Here is a 21267-nt window from a genome sequence, read left to right on the forward strand (position 1 = left end):
GGTATATGTTCTTACGTTGCGTATCATAGCCCCATGGACAACTCTTCTCCCACTGCCCTGCTTGACCTGGCAGGGAATCGCTATGACCGCACCCTCGAGCTTCTGGAACGGATGGTAGTGACCGAGTCGCCCACCGGAGACGCCGAGGGGGTCACCTCAGTGGCTGATCAGGTGCGCGTGCTCTTCACCGAGCACGATGCCGAGGTCGCCGTCCACGAGGGGGAGTGGGGGACGCACCTGGTGATGGACATCCCGGGAGCCGGCGAGCGCAGTGAGGCCGCTCCGGTGCTCTTCATCGGACATTCCGACACGGTCTGGCCCACCGGCACGCTGGAGAAGATGCCGTTCCGCATCGAAGCAGGCATCGCCCACGGGCCCGGGATCTTCGACATGAAGTCCGGGCTGCTGATCATGCACCAGGGGCTCAGCGTCAGCACAGAGCTGGGCCTCAGCCGGCCGCCGGTGCGGGTGATCGTGGTCGGTGACGAGGAGATCGGGTCCCCGAGCTCGCGGGAGCTGCTTCTGGCCAGCGCCGAGGGAGTCAGCGCCGTGCTGGGCTTCGAGTCCCCCCACCCCGGCGGAGCGCTGAAGGTCGGTCGGCTCGGCAGCACCAGGCTCCGGCTTCAGGTCACCGGGCGCGCCTCGCACGCGGCGTTGGACCCCGAGGGCGGAGTCAACGCCATCGAGGAGCTGGTGGATCAGATCCTCGCCCTGCGCGAGATCATCGGATCGGCCCAGGACGCCGCTCCGGGAGATGTGCTGTGCAATGTCGGGACCATCGCCGGCGGCGGCAAGACCAATGTGGTGCCTGCGGCGGCATCGGTGGAGGTGGGACTGCGGTTTCGCACCCCCGAGGTGGAGAACCAGGTGCTGGCGTCCATCAGTGATCTCGTCCCGGTCCGTCGGGACGCCCAGCTGCAGGTGCAGACCCTGTCCCAGCGCCCCGCCTGGCAGGCCGACGCGGCCGATGAGGAGCTGCTCGCCGCGGTGGAGGCCGCCGCTGCGGACGCTGGACTTCCCACCGTCGGCGGTCGGCCCGCGGCAGGAGCAGGAGACACCAACTTCCTCGGCTCGCTGGGCCTGCCGACCCTCGACGGTCTGGGTCCCGATGGCGCCGGTGCCCACGCCGATCATGAACAGGTCCGGCTGGAATCGATCCCAGAGCGGATCGCTCTGCTGGCGGCGCTGCTCGCCCGTCTCTGAGCCAGACCGGCCCCCGGTGGGCGGCAGCCTCTGCTCGCGCGGTCCTCGCGCGGATCTCGGTCCAGCCTGCCGATCACGGGGGAGGCCCGGCGCGCGCAGCCCCGCGACTGAGCAGTCCGGAGAGATCCACACCGCCGGCGTCCAGCAGCCGCTCCGGCAGGATCGGCACAACGGTGCTCACCAGCACCTCGGTGCGGTATTCGCCGGTCACGGTGCAGCTGGTGAGCTCCACTGCATTGCGGGCGGCCACCGCCTCCGCCACGGTGCACGGGCTCCCGGTGCTCAGGCCTCGGGCCGCATCGGCTCCCGCGAGCGCCGCCAGATCCGCTCCCCGGGCAGCCTGCGCGGAGGACGCCGCGACCATGCTCAGGGTCTGCGCCGCGGCGAGCAGGATGAGCAGCACCATGATCAGCCCCAGAGCCAGGACGGTGCCCGAACCGCGCTCTTCCGAGAGCGACACCCGGGGCCTCATGGCAGGTTCTCCACCCGGGCCGTGGCGCGGGCATCCTGGGTCATCCCGACCTCGACCCACCCGAGCACCCGGACCGGGCGGACCAGCGCCACGGTGACGTAGTCCTGATCGTGGCTGAGCTGGAAGGACACCTCCTCACCGGCGACCCGCCGGGCGGCCGCCTCCGCCGCGGCGGGGTCCTCCCCGCGGGCCAGCTCCCGAGCCGCGGCCCGAGCTCCCGTCTCCAGAGTGACCTGGGCGGCGCCATGGAGACCGAGGGCGAGCACCAGCAGCAGCACGAGCACCACCCCGGGCAGCGCCACCGCGAATTCCGCGCTGATCGAGCCGCGCTCAGAACGAGAGCGCACGTTCCACGACGCCGCTCAGCAGTCCTCGTGCCGTGCCGGAGCTCAGCACCGCCACCAGCAGCCCCGCGAACCCGACGGCTGCCAACATGACGATGCCGTATTCGGCCGTCGCGAGCCCTTCCTCTTCCTGGTGGAGCCGTCGCCCCCAGCCCCTGGGCTCCTGCGGACCGGTGCGCTCCTGCGTCGTCTCCCTGACCATGCCTTCCATGACAGTGCCTTCCATGACGGTCGCCCGGAGCTCGGGACCCCCGAGCCTCAGCGAACCGAGCCTCGGGGAAGTGAGATTCTCGGCCCCGTGGACCAGACGACTGGTGAGCCCTGCTGATTGCAGGTGCTCACCAGTCTCGGGTGCGCCATCGCCGATTCCGCAGGAGCGTTCGCTGCTGTGGAGAGGATGGATCCAGGGCCCCGAGATCGCCGGTGCTGGGGCAAACTTCGAGCAATCACCGGCGTGTCCTGAGCCGCCCGAGCACAGGGGAGTCCCGACCTGCTCAGCTGCGCGGGAGCAGGCCCTCGCGCCCACCGGAGACCCAGCGCGGATCGAAGCTGCGATCTCCATGAACCTGCCCGGCCAGCCTGTCCAGCTCCTCCACGGCCTCACCGGGAAGTGAGACATCCACACCGGACTGCAGCTCATCCCAGTGCGCCGCCGTCCTGGTCCCGGGGATCGGGGAGATCTGTACCCCCAGGGTGTCCGCCTGTTGGTAGAGCCAGGCCAGGGCAAGCCCGGCTGTGGGGATCCCGAGCCTGGACGCAACATCACGCACCCGCGCGACGAGAACGGCGTTGCGCGAGATGTTCTCTGCGCTGAACCACGGGAAGTTCTGCCGGATGTCATCGGCGGGGAGAGACTGTGGATCGAGGGCATCAGTGAGCATGCCTCGGCCCACCGGGGAGTACGGCACGAAGCCGATCCCCAGCCGCGCACAGGTCGGCAGCACATGGGCTTCCACATCCCGTGCGAAGATGCTCCATTCGCTCTGAACCGCCGTGATCGGGTGCACCGCATGGCCGCGAGCGATCTCTTCCCCGGTGGCCTCGGAAAGGCCGATGGTGCGCACCTTGCCGGCGGAGACGAGCTCGCCCAAGGCTCCGACGCTCTCTTCGATCGGCGTGCCGGGGTCCACCCGGTGCAGGTAATAGAGGTCCACGTGATCTGTCCCCAGCCGGCGCAGGCTCAGGTCGACCTGCTCCCGGATATGCGCCGCGTCCCCTCGGGCGCGGCGCTTCCCGACCCCAGCACCCTTCTCGATGCCGACCTTGGTCGCCAGGACGAACTCCTCGCGGCGGTGCTTCAGAAACGTCCCCAACACCCGTTCACTCTCACCGTCGCCGTAGATGTTCGCGGTGTCCAGGAAGGTGACCTCGCGCTGGGCCACGTGGTCCAGCAGCTCGAGCGAGTCCGCCTCGGTGATGGCCCCATAGGCCCCGGCCAGCGACATCGCGCCGTAGCCCAGCGCTGACGCCTCGAGACGATGTTCGCCGGTTCCGAGGGTGATGGAGCGCAGGGTCATGGTGGATCCTTCCGAAGATGATGGCCAGTGACAGATCAAGCGTTGTCGAGCGTGCGTGGGTTCTCGTCCGCCGAGCGGATTGAACCGGGAGCGGAACCCTCTGGGCGGGCAGCGAGGATCGCGCGCAGCAGGTTCAGCGCCGGCTGCTTCGCCAGCGGGTTGTTCCTGTTGCCGCATTTGGGGGACTGCACGCAGGAGGGACAACCGGTGGCGCAGCCGCAGCCGGCGATGGTCTCGGCGGTGGCGCCGATCCAATCGGCGGCCAGCTCGAAGCCGCGCCGCGCGAACCCGGCTCCGCCGGGGTGCCCGTCGTAGACGAAGATCGTGGGCAGCTCGGTGTCGCGGTGCAGCGCGGTGGAGACGCCGCCGATGTCCCAGCGGTCACCAGAGGTCAGCAGCGGCAGCAGCCCGATCATCGCGTGCTCGGCGGCATGCAGCGCCCCGGGCACATGCTCCGGGACCACGCCCGCCTCTGCGAGCTCGGTCTCCGGGGCGGTGATCCACATCGCCTGGGTGCGCAGCGAGGAGGGTGGAAGGTCCAGCGGCTCGTCCGAGAGCACCTCGGAGGAGCCCAGCGCCTTGCGCTGGAAGCCCACCACGGTGCTGGTCACCTCGACCATCCCGGAGTGCAGCCGGTAACGGCCCCAGTCCATGGACTCCTCGATCTGCACCACCTCGATCGAGGTGGTTTCCCGGGCCTGGGTGTAATACGGCGGGCTCGCTGGAAACACCAGCACCGCGCTGTTCTCCCGATCCAGCTCTTCGACGATGTAGCTGCGCCCCTGGTGCACATAGACCGCCCCCGGGTGGGCCTGCGGCTGCGCCTGGGCGGAGCCCATGTCACCGACGACGGTGCCGTCCTGCGCGTTCACGATCGTGTAGGGCCCGCCGCCGTCGGAGCGCAGCTTGACCCAGGCTGCGGCGGAGACGTCGTCGTGGGCGAAGAACCAGCCCCGCGGCCGGCGTCTCAGGTGCCCCTGCTCGGTGAGCGACCCGATCAGCCAGGCCTCGAACAGCTCCAGGTCAGGATGGGTCAGCGGCAGCTCCTGGGCGGCGGCGAGGATGTGCGGCGCGGCCACATGCGGGTTGGAAGGATCGGTCACCGCATCCTCGACAGCGGTGTCGAAGATCGCCTCGGGGTGGTCCAGCAGATAAGAGTCCAGCGGATCGTCGCCGGCGATGAAGAACGCGGCACCGCGCTGGCCCGAGCGTCCAGCCCGGCCCAGCTGCTGGAAGAACGAGGCTCGGGTGCCGGGCCAGCCGGCGATGATCACCGCGTCCAGTCCGGATATGTCGATTCCCAGCTCCAGCGCAGGGGTGGAGGCGACGCCCAGCAGCCGCCCTTCGCGCAGCGCGTCCTCGAGCTCGCGGCGTTCCTCCTTGAGGTAGCCGGACCGGTAGGCTGCCACCCGTCCGCGCAGGTCACGGTCCACCTCGGCGAGCGAATCGGCGGCGATCTGTGCGATGGTCTCGGCCCCGCGCCGGGACTTGATGAAGGCCAGCGTCCGGTGCCCGGCGACCACCAGGTCGGTGAGGACGTCTGCGGCCTCCACGGTGAGGCTGCGTTTCAGCGGTGCCGCGTTGTCTCCGGTCAGCGCGGAGTTCGAGGCCGCCCAGAGGTAGACGTCCACGGCACCGTGGGGTGAGCCGTCCTCGGTGATGGCTCGGACCGCGGTGTCGGGGTGCCCGATCAGCCGGGAGAACGACGTGGCGGGGTCACCGCTCGTCGCGGAGGCCCCGGTGAAGACCGGGTAGGCCCCGTAGTGGGCGCAGATCCGCCGCAGCCGGCGCAGCAGCAGCGCGATATGTGAGCCGAAGATCCCGCGGCAGCTGTGCGCCTCATCGATGATCACATAGCGCAGCCGGGCGAAGAACCTGGCCCAGGCCCGATGGTTGGGCAGGATCCCGACGTTGAGCATGTCGGGATTGGTCAGCACCACATTGGCGTGCTGGCGGACCCAGCGGCGCTCAGCAGGGTCGGTGTCCCCGTCGTATGAGGCCGGGCGGATGCCGCCCTGGGTGCCGGCGGGCCCGGTGGCCTCGGCCAGCTGGCCCAGCGCATCCAGCTGATCGGCGGCCAGCGCCTTGGTGGGGGAGAGGTAGAGCATGGTCGTGCCCACGCTGGGCGGAGGGCCCAGGCTCCCGGAAGCACCGCCGTGGCCTGCCGATGGCAGCGCCCCGCGCGGGCCTCCGCAGATCTCCGCCAGTCCGGGCAGCTGGGTGCCCAGGGACTTCCCCGATGCGGTGCCGGTGGCCAGGATCGTGTGGCGCCCGGCGTGCAGGGCCTCGGCGGCGAGCACCTGGTGGGTGTAGAGCCCGGAGACCCCCAGCTGCCGGTAGCCCGCGCGCAGCTCAGTGGGCACCCACTCAGGCCAGGCGGCGGTCTGCGCCTGCCGAGCCGGCAGCGTGCGGACGTGGCGCAGCGGACCGGCGTCGCCGATCTCAGCCGGCAGACCCGCACGGCGCAGCAGCTCAAAGGATTCCTGATCGGGCATCACCCTCAGGCTACGTCAGCATCCTGCTCTCACCCCCGCTGCGCTGGCAGCGCTGAACAGCGCTTGATGCGCCGGTGCTGCTCAGGCGCGATCCCCCAGGGACCGGATGTGGTCGGGCAGCCGATCATGGGACCCGTACATGAAATGGTTCTCCATGCGCTCGGAGTACCTACTGGCCTCGGTGCTGCGCCCCACGGCCTCGGCGGTCTCGCGGATGTGCATCGGCGAGGCGCCGCAGCAGACCCCCAGGTAGTTGACCCCCAGGTCGTAGGCCTCCTTCGCGAACGCGCCGATCTCATAGCGATTGGTGTACAGCGGATCCAGCGCGGTGGGGAAGGTCCGTCCATGCGGGGACGGTACGCTGGCGCGCACATCAGTGAGGTTGAAGAAGGTGGGTTCGCTCTGCGTGGTGCGGTAGGGCACGGGCAGCCCGGCCACGTGGCAGGAGACTGCCTCCCGGATCTGGCGCAGCCACGGCATCATGGTGTCCGGACCGCGGAAGCAGTTGAGCCCGACGACGTCGGCGCCCGCCTGCTCCAGGTGCTGACACGTCTCGACCACGCCGAGCCCGTCGGCCATCTCTTCGAAGGCCATCGGCGCGAGCGTGAGCACCACGGGAAGCCCTGAGGACCGGGCCACGTCCAGGGCCGCGAGCGCCTCCCCGGCATAGTAGAACGTCTCGCCGACGATAAGGTCTGCGCCCTCCTCCGCCGCCCAGCCCACCATCTCCTCGAACATGCCGCGCACCTCGTTCTGGCGCTGCACGTCCGCGGGGTCCCAGATGTTGGTGTTGGAGATGTTGCCGGCCACCAGGTCCCCGGGTCGGGCATCGGCGACCTCACGGGCGATGCGCAGGGCCGAGCGGTTCAACGGTTCGAGCAGGTCCTCCTTGCCGATGACCCGCATCTTCTCCCGGTGCCCGTTATAGGTGAACGCCTCGACGATGTCCGAGCCGGCGCGCTGAAAGTCCCGGTGCAGCGCGCGCAGCGCATCAGGGTGCTCGAGCGCCACCTCGGGCACGAATTCTCCTGCGGTGAGGTAGCCGCGCCGCTCAAGTTCGAAGAGGAATCCTTCGGCGCAGATGACGGGGCCTGCATCGAGGCGGTCGGTCAACGGGTTGGCGGCCATGGGGTGCTCCTTCAGCGACGGTGCGGAGCTGCATCTTCCTTCAATAATTCATGAACAATTGAACTTAATGCAGCCAATTCGCCGATCATACAACAGGTGCCGCGCGGAGCCTAGTCGTTGAGGTCGTCGAACTGGGAGTGGCTCGGGCGCAGCCGTCCACCCGAGGTGGCGCCGTAGACGTGGACGTCGCCGAGCAGGGTCCAGCCCAGGTACTCGTAGAGCTCACGGCCATCACCGGTGGCCACGAGCAGGCCTTCTTCGACGTCGTGCTCATGGGCGATGGCGATCAGTGCGCGGGTCACATAGGTGCCCAGGCCCTGGCGGCGATAGTCGTCGTTGGTATAGATCCGGTCGAGGATCGCGTAATGGCCCACGGTGGCGACCCGGCCGCGGGCGGCGACCTTGTCCCCGTCGCGCACGGTGAAGAGCGTCCAGCCGTCATGGTCTTCGCGAGTGGTGGTGTACCCCTCCGGGGTGATCGGATCCTCGACGTCCTGGGTGTCCATGTCCACCACCATGAGCCTCTCCTCATCGCTGATGAGCTGGAGGCCTTCGATCGGACTCTGGCTCAGCGACTCGGCGCCGGGCTCGGCGATCACGGTCAGCAGCCGGGCGGAATCCTTGGAGACGGCGGAGGCGATCTTGCGCAGGTCGGTGTCCTGAGGGGAATAGAGCACGTACTCCCACTCGTCTGAATCTCCGGAGCGCAGAGCGGAATGAACATTGCCTTCATGGTGGACGTCATAGTCGTGAGTTCGCGCCCATCCGGTTACCCAGTGGCGGACAAGGTCATCGCTCAGCTCAGAAGTCATAGTCCGACCATACAAAGAAAAAGCAGCGCACCGTGAGAGGGCAGGACAACGAGTTCATAAAGATGTTGTTCAGAACTACCCTTGAGAGGTGAGCATGTCCCGGATCGTCCTCTATTACGCCTTCACCCCCCTCTCGGATCCCGAGGCGGTGAGGCTCTGGCAGCACACCCTCTGTCGGGAACTCGGAGTCAAGGGCCGGATCCTGATCTCCCCGCAGGGGATCAACGGCACCGTCGGCGGTGAGGTCAAGGCGGTCAAGCAGTACGTGAAGCAGACCCGGGCGTACGCCCCGTTCCGTGAGATGGCCTTCAAATGGTCTGACGGCGGGGCGGAGGACTTCCCTCGACTCTCGGTCAAGGTCCGCCCCGAGCTGGTGGCCTTCGGCGTGCCCGAGGAGATCGAGGTCGATGAGCACGGCGTCGTCGGCGGGGGTGAGCATCTGCAGCCGCAGCAGGTCCATGAGCTCGTCGAGGCGAAGCAGGCGCAAGGCGTGGAGGTCGCCTTCTTCGACGGCCGCAACGCCATGGAGGCGCAGATCGGAAAGTTCAAGAACGCTGTGGTCCCGGAGACCGAGACCACCCGGGACTTCATCGCAGAGCTGGACTCCGGCAGATACGACCACCTCAAGGACCAGCCGGTGGTGACGTACTGCACCGGCGGGATCCGCTGCGAGGTCCTCTCGGCGCTGATGCGCCGGCGCGGCTTCGAAGAGGTCTACCAGATCGACGGCGGGATCGTCCGCTACGGAGAGACCTTCGGTGATCAGGGACTCTGGGAGGGCGAGCTCTACGTCTTCGACTCCCGGATGAACACCCGCTTCTCCTCCGAGGCCAAGACCATCGGTGAATGCAGCCGCTGCGCCAGCCCGACCAGCTCCTTCTATAACTGTATGGACCGCGGATGCTCCACGCTGCAGCTCTACTGCGATGACCACCGCGACATACCGGAGACCACCCGCTGCGAGAACTGTCAGGCGCGGCTGGAGCAGGACCCCTCCGATCCCAATGCCGGTCCCCTGCAGAAGGTGCGTCGCTGATGAGCCATCTCGAGCAGCAGCATGTCATCCTGCCGGCCCCGGTCGCTGACTCCGAGCTGCTGGCCGCCCTGCGCACGGACCTGGTCTCCGCGCAGTTCACCAACGAACGTGTCACGCAGCTGCTGGGCCCCGTCGCGCTCGCCGCGCTGGAACGCGATCAGCCCGTGCCCGCAGCGCTGCGGGTCTCGGAGCTGCTGGCCGCCGAACCCGCGCCGGACCCCTGCGCCGTGCTCACCGGGCTCTGGCTGCTCGGGCTCGAGACCACCGCCGCGCAGCTGCATGCCGCCCTGCCTCAGGTCGGCGTCGACGGTCTGCGCCGCCTGAACCTGGTGCACCGAGCAGCCCCCGTGGCACCGGGGCCCCCGGCGCCCGGGGAAGGGCACGACGCCGCGCTCTACCGTCCCAGCGTGGACCTGCGGCCCTACCAGGCCGAGCAGGCTCGGGGCCTGGCCGACCTCTGGGTGGCCAGCGACCTTCCCGCCGCACAGGTGCAGGGTCCGCTGCATCCCGAGCATGTGCTCGGGATCGGCGGCGCGAGTCTGACCCTGGCGGCGAGCATCCACCGCACTCCGGTCAAGCGCGCCCTGGAGATCGGCACCGGCTGCGGAATCCAGCTGCTGCACCTGTTGGACCACGCCGAGCATGTCGTGGCCACCGATCTCAGTCAACGGGCACTGGACTTCACCGAGTTCAACCTGGCTCTCAACGCCCCCGCGCTGCGGCTGGACCCCAGAGACCTCGGTGCTCGGGTGGAGCTGGTGCAGGGCAGCCTGCTGGAACCGGTGGCCGGGCGGACATTCGACCTGATCATCTCCAATCCGCCCTTCGTCATCACCCCGCGTCCGCAGGATGAGCAGATCGACGGGCGCTATACCTACCGAGACGGCGGCCGGGCCGGCGATCTGCTCATGGCGGAGCTGATCGCCTCGCTGCCCCAGCACCTCGCCGAGTCCGGGACCGCGCAGCTGCTGGGCAACTGGGAGATCCAGGACCACGCCGCCTGGGACGCCCGACCGCGCCTGTGGTGCGAGACGTTCGGCGCGGAGGTCGATGCCTGGTTCATCCAGCGCGACCGGCAGGAAAGCTCCGCATACGCCGAGACCTGGCTGCGCGACGCCTCCACCCAGCGGGAGCCGGAGAACTACCGCCGCCGCTACGCCGAATACCTGGATGATTTCGACTCCCGCGCGGTGCTCGCGGTGGGATTCGGGATGATCTTCATCCGACGCCGCCCGGCAGATGCGGGCGCGATCACGCCCTGGCGGCGATTCGAGGAGCTCACCGGTGCGGTGGAGCAGCCGCTGGGACCGGTGATCGGGACCACCGCGGCCCGGGCAGAAGCCGTCGCCCGGGACCCGCAGGCGGTGCTCGATGCGGTCCTCGCCGTCGCCGCAGATGTCACCGAAGAACGCCATCAGCGCTTCGGCGCCGTCCACCCGGAGGTGATCCTCGCACGTCAGGGCGCTGGGCTGCGCCGCAGCCGGGCCGTCTCCAGCGCCGCGGCGGGCCTGCTGGGAGCCGCCGACGGGGAGTATCAGGCCGCCGCGCTCGTCACCGCCGTCGCCGCTCTGATGGCGGATGAGTCCACCGATCAAGGCCAGCTTCAACAGGAGCTGCGCAGCGAAATCCTCGACCTCTACGTCGAGGGCTACCTCAGGGAGTCTTGATTCCACCGGCTTCGACGTGTTCTGCTCGCTGATATATTGAGCACTCGACGGCCAGCCCACTGCTGAGCGCCCGAGACTGCACCGCAAGAATTCCCTCAAGGAGATCAGTGCCCGAAGGCAAGAAACTCGTCATCGTCGAGTCCCCGGCGAAGTCCAAGTCCATCGCCAAGTACCTTGGCGATGATTTCATCGTGGACGCTTCCGCCGGGCATATCCGTGACCTGCCACAGCCCTCAGAGCTGCCCACTGATATGAAGAAGGGCCCCTTCAGCCGGTTCGCGGTGAACCCCGACGACGGCTTCGCGCCCTACTACGTGATCTCCGACTCCAAGAAGAAGAAGGTCACAGAGCTCAAGCGGGCCCTGAAAGACGCCTCGGAGCTCTATCTCGCCACTGACGCCGACCGCGAAGGCGAAGCCATCGCCTGGCACCTGCTGCAGGTGCTCAAGCCCAAGGTCCCGGTCTACCGGATGACCTTCACCGAGATCACCAATGAGGGCATCACTCGAGCCCTGCAGAACGTGCGTCAGATCGATGACGACCTCGTCGACGCGCAGGAGACCCGGCGCATCCTGGACCGGCTCTACGGCTACGAGATCTCCCCGGTGCTCTGGCGCAAGGTCGGCAAGGGCCTCTCCGCAGGACGCGTCCAGTCAGTGGCCACCCGACTGGTGGTCGAGCGTGAGCGTGAACGCATGGCCTTCATCCCGGCCGGTTACTGGGACCTCTCCGGGAGCTTCGCCACCGCCGCCGGTGAGGAGTTCACCGCCAAGCTCAACGCCGTCGACGGGGCCCGCGTGGCCACCGGCGCGGACTTCAACGACCGCGGCGAGCTGAAGTCCACCCGTTCCAAGACAGAGGTCAGCGTCCTGGACCGCGAAGCGGCCGAGGCCCTGGCCGAGGGTCTGACCAAGGCGGAGTTCACCGTGGATTCGGTGGAGGACAAGCCGTACTCGCGCCGTCCCCAGCCTCCCTTCATCACCTCGACGCTGCAGCAGGAAGCCTCCCGCAGGCTGCGCTTCTCCTCCCGGGCGACCATGCAGGTGGCGCAGCGGCTGTATGAGAACGGCTACATCACCTATATGCGTACCGACTCGGTGACGCTCTCCAACGAGGCGATCACCGCGGCGCGTCGGCAGATCACCGAGCTCTACGGGGCCGACCATGTGCCGGCCAGTCCGCGCCTGTACTCCAAGAAGAGCGAGACCGCGCAGGAGGCCCACGAGGCGATCCGGCCTTCCGGCGACCACTTCCGCACCCCCGGCCAGGTGGCCAAGGAGCTCTCCAAGGATGAGTTCAAGCTCTACGAGCTGATCTGGAAGCGCACCGTCGCCTCCCAGATGGAGGACGCCAAAGGCTTCACCGCCTCCGTGCGGCTCAGCGCCTCCGTCTCCGGCGGACCCAAGGCCGGCACCACCGCCACCTTCGGCGCCTCCGGCACCGTCATCACCTTCCCCGGCTTCCTGGCCGCCTACGAGGAGATCCGCGAGAGCACCTCGGAGGACGACGAGGCCAAGGCCGGCAAGGCCGATAAGCGACTGCCGAAGATCGAGACCGGCGAGAGCCTGATCGGCCGCGACGTCCAGGCCAAGGGCCATGAGACGACCCCGCCGGCCCGCTACACCGAGGCCACGATCGTCGCGGAGCTGGAGAAGCGCGAGATCGGTCGCCCCTCCACCTACGCGCCGACCATCTCGACCATCATGGACCGCGGCTACGTCACCAAGCGCGGCTCCGCGCTGATCCCCTCCTGGACCGCTTTCAGCGTGATCCGGCTGCTGGAGGAGCACTTCGGCAAATACGTGAACTACGACTTCACCGCCCGCATGGAAGAGGACCTGGACCAGATCGCGCGCGGCGAGCTCCAGCGCGAGGCCTGGCTGCAGGGCTTCTACTTCGGCGCCGAGGACGGCGTCGACGGGCTCAAGCACGTGGTGGAGAACCTCGGCGAGATCGACGCCCGGGCGATCAACTCCATCGAGATCGCCCCCGGCGTGAACCTGCGGGTGGGGCGCTACGGCCCCTATCTGGAGCGGCCGAACCCCGACGGCGTCGTCAACGCCGAGGGTGAGCTGGAGCCCCAGCGCGCCAACCTGCCCCAGGACCTGGCTCCGGACGAGCTCACCGTCGCCAAGGCCGAGGAGCTCTTCGAACAGGCCCAGTATTCAGGCCGGGTGCTCGGCACCGACCCCGAGACCGGTCGCGAGATCGTCGCCAAGGACGGTCGCTACGGCCCCTACGTCACCGAGCTCATCGAAGAGATGACCGAGGCGCAGCTCGAAGAGCATATGAAGTCGCTGCCGACCGAGTACTACAAGAACGGCAAGCCCAAGCCGAAGAAGAAGCCGGCCAAGGAGAAGCCCCGCACCGGCTCGCTGCTCTCCGACATGACCCTGGAGACGGTGACGCTGGAGCAGGCGCTGCGGCTGCTCTCGCTGCCGCGCGTGGTCGGCGCCGATGCAGACGGCGAAGAGATCACCGCCCAGAACGGCCGCTTCGGCCCGTATCTGAAGAAGGGCTCGGACTCCCGCTCGCTGGAGACCGAGGAGCAGATGTTCACCATCACCCTGGACGAGGCGAAGGCGATCTACGCCCAGCCCAAGCAGCGTGGACGCCGGGCGGCGGTTCCCCCGCTGGCCGAGTTCGGCGCCGATCCCACCTCGGAGAAGCAGGTGGTGGTCAAGGACGGCCGCTTCGGCCCCTACGTCACCGATGGTGAGACCAATGTGACAGTGCCCCGCAGCGTCTCGCTGGAGACGCTGACCAAGGAGCACGCATACTCGCTGCTGGCGGAGAAGCGCGCCGCCGGACCGAAGAAGCCCGGTGCGCCCAAGCGGGCCGCCAAGAGCACGGCGAAGAAGGCTCCGGCCAAGAAGCCCGCCGCGAAGAAGGCTCCAGCCAAGAAGACCACCGCGAAGACCGGATCCTAGTCAAGGAGTCACCTGATGCGTCTGGGCGTGCTGGATATCGGTTCGAACACCGTGCACCTGTTATTGGTGGATGCTCATCTCGGGGCCAAACCCGAGGCGTTCGCCTCCCATAAGCGACCGCTGTCCCTGGTCAGACACCTCGATGAGCACGGGGCCATCACCGAGGACGGTCAGCTCGAGCTCATCGGCTTCATCGCCGAGGCCGCCCGGTTCGCCGCGCGGCACCGGGCCGAGGATCTGCTCTCCTTCTGCACCTCAGCGCTGCGCGAGGCCGCCAACGGAGCGGCGGTCCTGCAACGGGTCGTCGCCGAGACCGGGGTGGAGCTCACCGAGCTCACCGGCGCCCAGGAATCGGCGATGACCTTCTTCGCCGCCCGGCGCTGGCGCGGCTGGAGCGCCGGGGACATCTTGAACTTCGACATCGGCGGCGGCTCCTTCGAGATCGCCTATGGGCGCGACGAGCTGCCCGCCACCGCGGTCTCGCTTCCGCTCGGCGCCGGCCGGCTCACCCGTGACTGGCTGGGCGAGGACCCGCCCAGCAAGGACCAGGTGAAGGCGCTCAAGAGCTATGTGCGTGAGGAGCTTGAGGCTGCGCGCCGCGAGTTCCCGGTCCTGAGCGGACACATCGAGGTGCTCGCCACGTCCAAGACCTTCCGCTCGCTGGCGCGCATGACCGGCGCCGCGCCCTCCGCAGAGGGGCCCTATGTTCCGCGCAGCCTGGCCCATGCCGAGCTGAAGCCGCTGGTGAAGAACCTGGCCACGATGACCGCGGCCGAGCGGGCCGAGCTGCCCGGCGTCTCCACCCTGCGTGCCCGGCAGGTCTTCGCCGGCGCACTGGTCGCTGAGCAGGCGATGAAGGTCTTCGGCATCGAGACGCTGCAGATCTGCCCCTGGGCGCTGCGTGAGGGCCTGATCCTGCGCCGGCTGGACTCCCTGGTCCGCGACGGCGCGGTGGCCGTGCCCGCCGCTCCCGGCGTCGGACACGTCAACCTCGGCCGCGAGCTGCGCAAGCCCTCCCGCGGTGAGATCCCCGGCGGTCGCACCCTGGCGACGGCGGCGGTTGAACATGCCCACTGAGGAAGTCCAGCCGCGCCCGCCTCATAAGCTTCCGCGGATCCCCGTGGCGCTCTCCACCTCTTCGGTCTACCCGATGGGGGTCGCCGAAGGCTTCTCCATCGCTGAGGACCTCGGCTATGACGGCATGGAGGTCATGGTCACCCACCGCGGGGAGTCCCAGCAGGCCTCCACGCTGAACGAGCTCTCCTGGCGCTTCGGCCTGCCGGTCATGGCCATCCACGCCCCCACTCTGCTGCTCACCCAGCAGGTCTGGGGCTCCGCCTGGGACAAGCTCAAGCGCAGCGCCGCCCTCGCCCACGAGGTGGGCGCCGGCGTCGTCGTCGCGCACCCGCCCTTCCGCTGGCAGGTCGGCTACGCCGAAGGCTTCGCCGAGGGGATCAAGGATCTGGAGGAGGAGACCGGAGTGCTCTTCGCCGTCGAGAACATGTACCCCTGGCGGGCCGGTGGTCGCGAGGCCACCATGTACCTGCCGCACTGGGACCCGGTGGATCAGCCCTACCCGCACGTCACCTGGGACTTCTCCCATGCCGCCACGGCAGAGGCCGACTCGCTCGAGGCCGTCGAGGCACTGGGACAGCGCCTGCGCCACGTGCACCTGACCGACGGCTGGTCCAACGGGTTCAAAGACGATCACCTCATCCCCGGTCAGGGGGAGCAGCGCGTGGCCGAGGCGATGGAGATGCTCGGCCGGACCGATTTCGCCGAGACCGGGTTCAACGGCGTCGTCGCTGTCGAGGTCGCCACCCGCACCGCCCGCAACGTCGGAGACCGGGAGCGCTGGCTCGCCGAGTCCCTGGCCTTCGCCCGCAGACACCTCGGTCAGGAGTGACGATGTCCACCAGCACCAGCACCAGCACCAGCACCAGCACCAGCACCAGCACTCCCACCGCGCCGCGGATAGCGATGCTCGGCCTCGGCTCGATGAACGGCGCGATCCTCGCGGGTCTGCTGGACTCCTCGGTGGCCCCGGAGCAGGTCCAGGCCACCACACGCAGCGCCGCCACCGCCGAACAGCGCGCGACGCAGTTCGGGATCAGCGTGCTCGCCGAGCAGGACGACGCCGAGGCCAACCGCAGCGCCGCCGGGAAGGCCGACATCATCTTCCTCGGGGTCAAGCCCCATGGCATCGTCGCTCTGGCCGCAGAGATCGCGAGCACCGTGAAGCCAGGGGCCGTGGTGGTCTCCGTGGCGGCCGCGATCAGCGTGGACATGATCGAGGCGGCCCTGCCCCAGGGCCAACCTGTCATCCGGTCCATGCCGAACACCCCGCTCTCGGTGGGCCTCGGCGTGGTCGGGCTGGTCCCGGGCACCCACGTGAGCCCGCAGGACACCGAGACCGTGGCCCAGCTGCTGGGCGCCAGCGGCGCCGTCCACGTGATCGATGAATCCCAGATCGACGCCCTCACCGGGATCTCCGGATCCGGTCCCGCCTACGCCTTCTATCTCGCCGAGGCGATGGCAGAGGCCGGCGTGGAGCTGGGCCTGGACCGGGCGCTGGCGGCTGATCTGGCGGCGCAGACCATCTATGGCGCCGGCAAGATGCTGGTCGAGCACCAGGCTGCGGGCACCGCCGACGCCGCCGGACTGCGCCGCGCGGTCTGCTCGCCCAACGGCACCACCGAGCGTGCCATCAACGCCTTCGACGAACACGACCTGCCCGCCGCCGTGCGCGCCGCCGTCAACGCCAGCGCGCACCGGTCAGCGGAGATCACCGATGAGCTCCGCAGCGCAGACTGAGCACGGCAGGGGCCGCCGGACCGGACCTCGGCTCTACCTGAAGCGGTGGATGGGGCGGCTGACCCGCACCTCGCCGGCACGTGCGGCGATGCTGATCTTCGGGGTGACCATCGCGGTGTTCGCCTCACTGCTGAACATGCCCTGGGCCACCGCCTCCGGCTCCTCCGCCGCCTTCCACGAGGCGCTCTTCGTCGCCACCTCTGCGGTCACCGTCACCGGCCTGACCCCGGTGAACACCGCTGACCACTGGTCCTTCGCCGGTGAAGTGGTGATCCTGATCGGCATCCAGGTCGGTGGACTGGGCATCATCACGATCGCTGCGCTGCTGGCCATCTCGGTGACCCGCAACCTCGGGGTGCGCACCCGGCTGGTCGCGCAGGAGGGCGGAATCTCCACCGGTTCGATGGGCGAGACCGGCCAGGTGATCCGGACCGTGGTGATCGTCTCCGCGGTGGTGGAGGCGCTGCTGGCGATGGTGCTGATCCCGCGCTTCATCCATCTCAACGGCGACGTCGCCAGCGGTCTCTGGGACGGCACGTTCTATGCCATCTCGGCGTTCAACAACGCTGGCTTCGTGGCGCACTCCGAAGGTCTCGCCGGATTCGACAACGACCCGGTGGTCATCTGGACCATCATGGTCGGGGTCTTCCTGGGCAGCCTGGGCTTCCCGGTGCTGTTCATGCTCTGGCGCAACCGCTGGCACGTGCGTCGGTGGAGCCTGCACACCAAGCTCACCCTGGAGGTGACGCTGCTGCTCATGGTCATCGGTGCGGTGCTCTACGGGATCATGGAGTGGTCCAACAGCTCCACCATCGGCGACATGAGCATCGGGGAGAAGCTGCAGAACTCGCTCTTCGCCTCGGTGAACATGCGCTCCGGCGGCTTCTCGGTGGTGGAGTCGAATCTGCAGAACGCCGAGACCATGCTCGTCTCCGATGCGCTGATGTTCGCCGGCGGCGGTTCAGCCTCCACCGCCGGAGGCATCAAGGTCACCACCATCGCGGTGATCTGGCTGGCCTTCCTCGCCGAGGCCCGCGGCGACGCCGAGTCCACTGCCCACGGCCGCACCATCCCGCCGTCCGCCGTGCGGGTGGCGGTCTCGGTGGTCGCCATGGGCGCGACGCTGGTGCTGATCTCCACCGTCTGGCTGATGTACATCACCGGCCTGGACATGGGCCGTCCGCTGTATGAGTCCATCTCCGCCTTCGCGACCGTCGGGCTCACCAGCGGTCTCACCGAGGACCTGCCGCCGGAAGGGCTCTATGTGCTCGCAGCGCTGATGTTCGCCGGTCGGGTCGGGATCATCACCTTCGCCGCCTCGCTGACCGTGCGTCAGCGCAGCCGGGTCCGCTACCGCTACCCCGAAGGCCGTCCGATGATCGGCTGACCCGCTCGCCGGCTGACCCGCTGACCAGAAGGGGTCTACCCTGGAGTCAGCACTTCACGACTCGGCCCTTCCTGGCCGAGCACGTTTCTTCGCGGAAAAGGACGCATTCGTGCCCAAGCTGAACCCCCAGAGCAACAAACCGGTCCTCGTCGTGGGACTGGGACGCTTCGGCATCGCGCTGAGCAACCAGCTGGTCAGCCAGAACAAAGAGGTTCTCGCGGTGGAGCAGAACCGCGGCCTGGTCCAGAAGTACGCCGATATGCTCACCCATGTGGTGGAGGCCGACGCCACCGACATCGAGGCGCTGCGACAGGTCGGCGCCCAGGAGTTCGACGCCGCCGTCGTCGGAGTCGGCACCTCCATCGAGTCCTCCGTGCTGATCGCAGCGAACCTGGTGGACCTCGGGGTCCACCAGGTCTGGGCCAAGGCCATCAACCCGACCCACGGCAAGATCCTGACCAGGATCGGGTGTCACCACGTGATCTACCCCGAGCACGACGCCGGCGTCCGGGCCGCGCATCTGGTCTCGGGTCAGATGCTGGACTTCATCAAGTTCGACGACGACTTCGCGATCGTGAAGATGCGCCCGCCGCGCGAGCTGCACGGCAAGACCATCGACCAGTGCCAGCCGCGCAGCCGGCACAAGGTCAACGTGGTGGGCGTGAAATCGCCGGGCAAGGACTTCGTCTATGCCCAGCCAGACACCCTCGTCTCCGCCGGAGACACCATCATCGTCTCCGGGGACGTCTCCCAGCTGGAGTACTTCGCCGACCACGCCTGAGGAGGCCACCGTGGGAGAACTTCCCGCCGCCGTCGTCTGGGACGAGGCGCTGCTCGAATACCGCTTCAACTCCAACCACCCCATGGATCCCGTGCGGCTGGAGCTCACCGCGAAGCTCTGCGACGAGTTCGGACTGTTCAGCGGCTCACATGTGCGGCAGCTGAAGACCGGGATCGCCTCGGACACCGTGCTGGGCACGGTCCACTCCGCGGACTACATCACCGCTGTGAAGAACGCCGCCGAGCATGGACACGCCTCCGATGACCACGGGCTCGGCACCGAGGACACCCCGGTGTTCAGCGAGATCCACCTCGGCGCCGCCCGGATCGTCGACGGCACCCGCCAGTGCGCCCAGGCGCTGCTCGACGGCACCGCGGTCCGGGCGCTGAACTTCTCCGGCGGGATGCACCATGCCGCGAGATCCCGCGCGGGCGGCTTCTGCGTCTACAACGACTCCGCGGTCGCCATCCAGCTGCTGCTGGATCAGGGCACCCGTCGAGTGGTCTACATCGACGTGGACGCCCACCACGGGGACGGCACCCAGGACATCTTCTACGACGACCCGCGGGTGATGACCATCTCGATCCACCAGACCGGGGTCGCGCTCTACCCGGGCACCGGATTCCCCAACGAGGCCGGCGGTCCGGGGGCCGAGGGTTCGGCGGTGAACATCGCGCTGCCCGAGACCACCGGCGACGCCGGCTGGCTGCGTGCCTTCCACGCCGTCATACCTCAGCTGGTGGCCGCCTTCGAACCCGAGGTCATCGTCTCCCAGCACGGCTGTGACTCCCACCGGGACGACCCGCTCTCGGACCTGCAGCTCAGCGTGGACGCGCAGCGGCAGAGTGCCCTGGACATCGCGCACCTCGCCGACGAGCACTGTGAAGGACGCTGGATCGCCACCGGGGGAGGCGGCTACGCGGTGCACACCGTGGTCCCGCGCAGCTGGACGCACCTGACCGGCGTCATCGTCGGGGCCCCGCTGTCGCTCAAGACCGTGGTGCCCCGCTCCTGGCGGGACCATGTGCGCGAGCGGTACCAGGTCTGCGCACCCGAGACCATGGGTGATGACGCGGAGCTGTGGTGGCGCTCCTGGGAGCTCGGCTACGACCCTTCGGACGCAGTAGATCGCGCGGTGATGCAGACCCGCAAAGAGATCTTCCCGCTCTACGGACTGGACCCCTGGTTCGACTGAGGTCTGGAGTGACTGGGACCCTGTGGTCCGATCGCGACCCGGAGGGGGCGTCGATTCTGTGCCAGCACTGCGTTGCGGCTACACTGTTCCGAGACCTTTTTCTCGTTGTTTACCTACAGACAAGGACTGCACCCCATGGGCTCAGTGATCAAGAAGCGCCGCAAGCGCATGGCGAAGAAGAAGCACCGTAAACGTCTGCGGAAGACTCGTCATCAGCGCCGCAACAAGAAATAAGACTTCTTGGAAGCGCGAAGAAACCCCGGCAGCCAGCAGGCGGCCGGGGTTTCTTCGTCCCACCAGGAAGTCCTGAGAGGAGAGGGGGGTTCGTGAGCCGATCAGTCGAGGTCGAGGTGCTCACCAAGCAGGGATGCCATCTGTGCAAGGACGCCGTGGCAGTCGCCCGCGAGGCTTGCGCGGAGTTCTCCGTGGAGCTCATCGAACGTGACATCACCACCGAGAAGGAGCTGCTCGCCAGCTTCGCCGAGGAGATCCCGGTGCTGCGCATCAACGGTCAGGTCAAGGACTTCTGGCGCATCGATCCGCAGCGCCTGCGCCGACTGCTGCGGGAAGCGACCGCAGAATCCTAGCGGGACTTCCGCGCCCAGATCCGAGGAACGGGCCTGGATGAACAGAGAGGGCCCGCTTCAGAAGAAGCGGGCCCTCTCTGTTCGGGAAGCTCCAGTGCTCGCTGCGGCTCGGGGCCGCGGCGGCAAGTGGTCTCTAGTGGCCGGCGTCGTCTTCGTCGTGGTGGGCCGCGCCGCTGCCCCAGGTGTCAGGACCGTGCACGAGGTGCTCGGCCATGGACTCGTCGAAGCCGTCGGGGAGCAGGTGGCGGTACTCCGGCAGAACGCCGTCGAAGACCGAGGCGAGGATCTGCTTGGACTCGCCGTCGACGCTGACGGTGATCTCGTGCATCGCGCCGGGCTCGCCCTGGAAGGACTCCACGACGAGCTCCTCGTCGAGCTCCAGCGAGATCTTCTCCCCAGCCGGGACCGTGGTGGAGAAGGTCTCGCCGTCGGCGGTGACCTCCACCTCGGCGTCCTCGGTGCCGGTGTTGATGATCGAACCCATGGCCCGAGCGGGGTTGCCGGCCTCGTCGGTGATGAACGCCATGTGCCGGAACTTCACGTCCTCGACGTCGGCGCGGGTGCCGTCGGAGGCGGCGTACTGCTGTGTGGTGGCCTGGTAGTTGACGGCGCTGCAGCCGCTGGCGCCCAGAAGTGCGGCGGCGGCCACGGAGACCGCTGCCATGCGGCGGGTCTTATCAGCTGAGAACTTCACGTGGAGAGTCTCCTCACGGGCTTGGAGCGATACAGATCAGCTCCAGGGTACGCGGTCTTGGACCCCGGAGATTGGCGTGCGGCGCAGATGTCGTCCACGTCAGCGGAGAATCCTCTGCCCACGTGATGGTCTGGTCTGGCCCAATTCTACAGGATGTCGAAATCATTCGGCGGCGAACCCTATGTGGTGACGCGGGAGGGAATCC

Annotated in this window: 20 protein-coding genes; 12 read left to right on the forward strand and 8 right to left on the reverse strand. The window is 68.3% G+C overall.

Annotated features, from left to right (window positions below; translation table 11 throughout):
- Positions 1–33: 33 nt before the first annotated feature.
- Positions 34–1203 (forward strand): M20/M25/M40 family metallo-hydrolase, encoded by a 1170-nt coding sequence (locus LTI14_RS12265; protein ID WP_241476686.1) that lies wholly within the window; start codon positions 34–36, stop codon positions 1201–1203.
- 73 nt (positions 1204–1276) lie between these two features.
- On the opposite strand, the gene LTI14_RS12270 is transcribed toward LTI14_RS12265, so the two are convergent.
- From LTI14_RS12270 to LTI14_RS12300, 7 genes are all read right to left on the reverse strand, one after another.
- The gene (locus tag LTI14_RS12270; protein WP_241476687.1) at positions 1277–1663 is read right to left on the reverse strand and encodes an Rv3654c family TadE-like protein; all 387 of its coding nucleotides are present in this window, start codon (positions 1661–1663) and stop codon (positions 1277–1279) included.
- A gap of 8 nt (positions 1664–1671) precedes the next feature.
- On the reverse strand, positions 1672–2022 hold the full coding sequence (locus LTI14_RS12275) for a TadE family type IV pilus minor pilin (protein ID WP_241476688.1): 351 nt from the start codon (positions 2020–2022) through the stop codon (positions 1672–1674).
- On the reverse strand, positions 2006–2245 hold the full coding sequence (locus LTI14_RS12280; RefSeq protein ID WP_241476689.1) for a DUF4244 domain-containing protein: 240 nt from the start codon (positions 2243–2245) through the stop codon (positions 2006–2008). Before LTI14_RS12280 ends, LTI14_RS12275 begins: the two co-directional genes overlap by 17 nt.
- A gap of 268 nt (positions 2246–2513) precedes the next feature.
- Positions 2514–3536, reverse strand: coding sequence for an aldo/keto reductase (locus LTI14_RS12285; RefSeq protein WP_241476690.1), 1023 nt, complete (start codon positions 3534–3536; stop codon positions 2514–2516).
- Between the two features lie 35 nt (positions 3537–3571).
- Positions 3572–6031 carry a DEAD/DEAH box helicase gene (locus LTI14_RS12290; protein WP_241476691.1) on the reverse strand — a complete coding sequence of 820 codons (2460 nt, stop codon included), beginning with the start codon at positions 6029–6031 and terminating at the stop codon, positions 3572–3574.
- An 81-nt stretch (positions 6032–6112) separates the two neighbouring features.
- Positions 6113–7159 (reverse strand): homocysteine S-methyltransferase family protein, encoded by a 1047-nt coding sequence (locus tag LTI14_RS12295; RefSeq protein WP_241476692.1) that lies wholly within the window; start codon positions 7157–7159, stop codon positions 6113–6115.
- Positions 7160–7269: 110 nt separating this feature from the next.
- Entirely contained in the window at positions 7270–7971 is a 702-nt protein-coding gene (locus LTI14_RS12300) for a GNAT family N-acetyltransferase (RefSeq protein WP_241471153.1), read from the reverse strand.
- 88 nt (positions 7972–8059) lie between these two features.
- Between LTI14_RS12300 and trhO the strand changes: the two genes are divergently transcribed.
- The 11 genes from trhO to LTI14_RS12355 all read left to right on the forward strand — a co-directional run bounded on the left by trhO (position 8060) and on the right by LTI14_RS12355 (position 20368).
- Complete coding sequence (trhO, locus tag LTI14_RS12305; protein WP_241466015.1) at positions 8060–9007, forward strand: oxygen-dependent tRNA uridine(34) hydroxylase TrhO; 948 nt, start codon at positions 8060–8062, stop codon at positions 9005–9007.
- Positions 9007–10674 carry a DUF7059 domain-containing protein gene (locus tag LTI14_RS12310; RefSeq protein ID WP_241476693.1) on the forward strand — a complete coding sequence of 556 codons (1668 nt, stop codon included), beginning with the start codon at positions 9007–9009 and terminating at the stop codon, positions 10672–10674. Before trhO ends, LTI14_RS12310 begins: the two co-directional genes overlap by 1 nt.
- Before the next feature lie 107 nt (positions 10675–10781).
- Complete coding sequence (gene topA, locus LTI14_RS12315) at positions 10782–13604, forward strand: type I DNA topoisomerase (RefSeq protein ID WP_241476694.1); 2823 nt, start codon at positions 10782–10784, stop codon at positions 13602–13604.
- Positions 13605–13619: 15 nt separating this feature from the next.
- Positions 13620–14681: a Ppx/GppA phosphatase family protein gene (locus LTI14_RS12320; protein WP_241471151.1), complete on the forward strand. Its 1062-nt coding sequence runs from the start codon at positions 13620–13622 to the stop codon at positions 14679–14681.
- Entirely contained in the window at positions 14671–15510 is an 840-nt protein-coding gene (locus LTI14_RS12325) for a sugar phosphate isomerase/epimerase family protein (RefSeq protein WP_241466023.1), read from the forward strand. The genes LTI14_RS12320 and LTI14_RS12325 overlap by 11 nt, the downstream gene beginning before the upstream one ends.
- Positions 15511–15584: 74 nt before the next feature.
- The gene (gene proC / locus LTI14_RS12330) at positions 15585–16418 is read left to right on the forward strand and encodes a pyrroline-5-carboxylate reductase (protein ID WP_446740400.1); all 834 of its coding nucleotides are present in this window, start codon (positions 15585–15587) and stop codon (positions 16416–16418) included.
- Positions 16396–17805: a TrkH family potassium uptake protein gene (locus LTI14_RS12335; RefSeq protein WP_241466027.1), complete on the forward strand. Its 1410-nt coding sequence runs from the start codon at positions 16396–16398 to the stop codon at positions 17803–17805. The genes proC and LTI14_RS12335 overlap by 23 nt, the downstream gene beginning before the upstream one ends.
- 109 nt (positions 17806–17914) lie before the next feature.
- On the forward strand, positions 17915–18586 hold the full coding sequence (locus LTI14_RS12340) for a potassium channel family protein (protein WP_241466029.1): 672 nt from the start codon (positions 17915–17917) through the stop codon (positions 18584–18586).
- Positions 18587–18596: 10 nt separating this feature from the next.
- Positions 18597–19781 carry an acetoin utilization protein AcuC gene (locus LTI14_RS12345; protein ID WP_241476696.1) on the forward strand — a complete coding sequence of 395 codons (1185 nt, stop codon included), beginning with the start codon at positions 18597–18599 and terminating at the stop codon, positions 19779–19781.
- Positions 19782–19916: 135 nt separating this feature from the next.
- Positions 19917–20015 carry a 30S ribosomal protein bS22 gene (locus tag LTI14_RS12350; protein ID WP_081652675.1) on the forward strand — a complete coding sequence of 33 codons (99 nt, stop codon included), beginning with the start codon at positions 19917–19919 and terminating at the stop codon, positions 20013–20015.
- A 92-nt stretch (positions 20016–20107) separates the two neighbouring features.
- Complete coding sequence (locus tag LTI14_RS12355; protein WP_241471148.1) at positions 20108–20368, forward strand: glutaredoxin family protein; 261 nt, start codon at positions 20108–20110, stop codon at positions 20366–20368.
- A 133-nt stretch (positions 20369–20501) separates the two neighbouring features.
- On the opposite strand, the gene LTI14_RS12360 is transcribed toward LTI14_RS12355, so the two are convergent.
- Positions 20502–21032 carry a hypothetical protein gene (locus tag LTI14_RS12360; RefSeq protein WP_241476697.1) on the reverse strand — a complete coding sequence of 177 codons (531 nt, stop codon included), beginning with the start codon at positions 21030–21032 and terminating at the stop codon, positions 20502–20504.
- Between the last annotated feature and the right edge of the window lie 235 nt (positions 21033–21267).

This window comes from Nesterenkonia sp. YGD6 (assembly GCF_022565895.1).
Lineage (GTDB): Bacteria > Actinomycetota > Actinomycetes > Actinomycetales > Micrococcaceae > Nesterenkonia.